2 protein-coding genes and 1 pseudogene are annotated in these 3,116 nt (G+C 65.1%); all 3 read left to right on the top strand.

The window, feature by feature from the left end; translation table 11 throughout:
- Positions 1 to 888, top strand: an 888-nt coding sequence (gene cydB, locus A5777_RS07025) for a cytochrome d ubiquinol oxidase subunit II (RefSeq protein ID WP_064862119.1), incomplete at its 5' end; no start/stop codon positions are given.
- A gap of 5 nt (positions 889 to 893) precedes the next feature.
- The gene (gene cydD / locus A5777_RS07030) at positions 894 to 2,624 is read left to right on the top strand and encodes a thiol reductant ABC exporter subunit CydD (RefSeq protein ID WP_197502309.1); all 1,731 of its coding nucleotides are present in this window, start codon (positions 894 to 896) and stop codon (positions 2,622 to 2,624) included.
- Positions 2,617 to 3,116 (top strand): annotated as a pseudogene (locus A5777_RS07035) (thiol reductant ABC exporter subunit CydC); the annotation flags it as partial. The gene cydD and the pseudogene A5777_RS07035, both read left to right, overlap by 8 nt.

Raw genomic sequence — 3,116 nt, forward strand, 5'->3', positions numbered from 1 at the left:
ACGATCGGGCCGGTGTGGGACGGCAACGAAGTGTGGTTGTTGACTGCGGGCGGCGCGCTGTTCGCTGCGTTCGGCGGCTGGTACGCAACCATGTTCTCTGCCCTGTACCTGCCGCTGTTCCTCATCCTCGTCGGCCTGATCGCACGTGTCGTCTCGATCGAATGGCGCGGCAAGATCAACAATCCCAAGTGGCGGCAGTGGTGCGACATCGGTATCGGACTCGGCTCGTGGATTCCAGCGATTCTGTGGGGCGTCGCGTTCGCCAACGTCGTTCGTGGTCTGCCGATCGACGAGGCGCACCAGTACACGGGCGGGTTCTTCAACCTTCTCAACCCCTATGGCCTGCTGGGTGGGCTCACGACGCTGCTTGTGTTCCTCACCCACGGCGCGATCTTCCTCAGTCTCAAGACCGGTGGTGTGCTGGAAGAGGATTCGAAGAAGTACGCCAAGGTACTCGCCATTCCGACGCTGGTCGTCGCGGCAGTCTTCCTGCTGTGGACGCAGTTCGCCTACGGCAACGGCTGGACGTGGATTCCGGTGTTGATCGCGGCCGTCGCAGCGGTCGTCATGGTGATCGCCACGCAGGCCGAACGGGAGGGAATCGCGTTCACCGCCAACGCGATTGCCATCGCTGGCACGGTTGCCTCGCTCTTCGCGTGCCTGTTCCCGAATGTGCTCCCGTCGACGACCGATTCGGCGTTCAACCTGACCGTCGAGAACACGGCGTCGAGCGACTACACGCTCACGGTGATGACGATCGCCGCGGTGGTCGTCACGCCGATCGTGATCGCGTACCAGGCCTGGACGTACTGGGTGTTCCGCAAGCGCCTGTCGGTTGACCAGATCCCTGAGTCGATCGGGTTGTCGTCGCTGAAGGCGTGGGAGTAAGCCCGGTGGGCGCCCCGGCCGATAGCCGGGGTGCCCCAGCGGCGTCGGGCGCAAAGCGTCGTGGGGGTCCGCCTCTCGATCCTCGTCTGCTCAAGTACTCGCCGTCGACCCGCCGCTACGTTGCGGTGACCGCGATCTCGGCGTCGATCACCACTGTCGCGATGCTTGTCGCCGCAGCGATGACGGCGTCGATCCTGTCGGAGATCATCGTCGACCCGGCCCGCAGGTCGATCTCGGCACAGTCGACGCATCTGTGGATTCTGGCCTGCGCGTTGGCGGTTCGCGTGATCATGTCGTACGCGCATGACCGGTACGCGCACCGTGCGTCGGCGTCGACCATTGCGGAGCTGCGTGCGCGATCGCTGCGTGTGTTGACCGATCCCGACCGCACCCCGACGCGAGAGTTGTTGCGGCGCAGGGAACATGCGACGACGGTCCTGCTGCGAGGACTCGACGCGCTGGGGCCGTACCTGTCGGGCTACGTCCCGGCATTGATCGTGACGGTGCTGGTGACCCCGACCGTCGTGGTGGTGATCGGATTGGCCGACTGGCCGTCGGCGTTGATCATCATCATCACGCTGCCGCTCATCCCGTTGTTCATGATCCTCATCGGACTGATGACCCGGGATCGTACCGAGCGCAAGCTCAAGACGATGAGCACGCTGAATTCGCAAGTGCTCGACCTGATCGCAGGTCTGCCGACGTTGCGTGCACTCAATCGCGCGAAGGCGCCGGCGGAACGCGTCGCCGAGCTGGGTCGAGAACACAAGCGCAGCACCATGTCCGGGCTGCGGGTGGCGTTTCTCTCCGGTGGTGTGCTCGAGTTCTTGGCGACGCTGTGTGTCGCGTTGGTCGCGGTGGGCATCGGATTGCGGCTGGTGTTCGGCGATATGAGCCTGTACGCCGGCGTCTTCGCGCTCATCCTCGCGCCCGAGGCATATCTGCCGCTACGCCAGGTGGGTGCGCAGTTCCACAATTCGGCCGATGGGGTCGCAGCGGCGAACGAGGTGCTGGAGCTGATCGATTCCGGCGATGTCACGGCACCGTCGACGTCTCGTCGAACGCGCACGTGCACCGTTGCGGGAGAACCGATCCGGCTTCTCGATGTCGGCGTCCACGGGCGTGACGGCTGGGCGCCTTACGGTCTGACGACCACCATCGAACCCGGACAGTTCACGCTATTCACCGGCCCGAACGGCGCCGGTAAGTCGACGGCCGTCGCGACCATGCTCGGCCTGATCGCACCCGACGACGGGTCGGTACTGGTCGGCTCGATCCCGGTCGCAGAACTCGAACCGACTGCCTACCACGAGCAGGTGATCTGGCTTCCGCAACAACCGGTCATCGTGCCGGGGACCGTCGCCGAGAATCTCGCACTCTTCGGGCAGTTGGCGCCGGAATCATTCGAAGCGGCCTCCACGGCAACAGGTTTCGACGACGTGGTGCGATCCCTACCGAATGGACTCGACACCGTACTCGGAGCGGGCGGTGTCGGTCTGTCTGCGGGCCAGCGTCAACGCCTCGCGTTGACACGGGCGTTGGCGTCACCGGCGCCGCTGTTGTTGCTCGACGAGCCGACGGCTCATCTCGACGCGGCGTCGGAAGCGTCGGTGCTCGGTGCGATCGCACGGCGTGCGTGGGCAGGCGACACGGTGGTCGTCGTCGCGCATCGTCCGGTTGCGCGTGCCTATGCCGACAGCATCGTCGAATTTCCGGAGGTGATCGGCGTTGGCTGACAACAAGACCGGCTGGCGCAGCGATCCGCTTGTGCGTGCATTGGGTTTCCTCGATCTGAGGTGGAAGCCGGTTGCGCGGTCGTTGTTGCTCGGGGTCGCCGGTGCGCTGGCGGCGTTGGGCTTGGCCGCGCTGTCTGCGTGGCTGATCACGCGCGCCTGGCAGATGCCGCCTGTGTTGTTTCTGTCGGTCGCGATCACCGCGGTACGCGCGCTGGGTATCTCGCGCGGTCTGTTCCGCTACCTGGAGCGGCTGGCGACACATGATCTGGCGCTCGGCGGTATGGCGACAGCGCGGGAACGGCTGTACCTGGCGTTGGCCACCGGTTCGCCCGCGTACTCGGTCACATTGCGACGTGGCGATCTGCTGACCCGCACCGGCGACGACATCGACGAACTCGGTAACGCACTGATCCGTGGACTGATCCCGATCGGCGTCGGATTCACCACGTCGCTCGCGGCAATCATCATCATGGCGTTCGTATCCGGTTGGGC

The sequence above is a fragment of the Gordonia sp. 852002-10350_SCH5691597 genome, assembly GCF_001665715.1.
GTDB classification, from domain to species: domain Bacteria; phylum Actinomycetota; class Actinomycetes; order Mycobacteriales; family Mycobacteriaceae; genus Gordonia; species Gordonia sputi.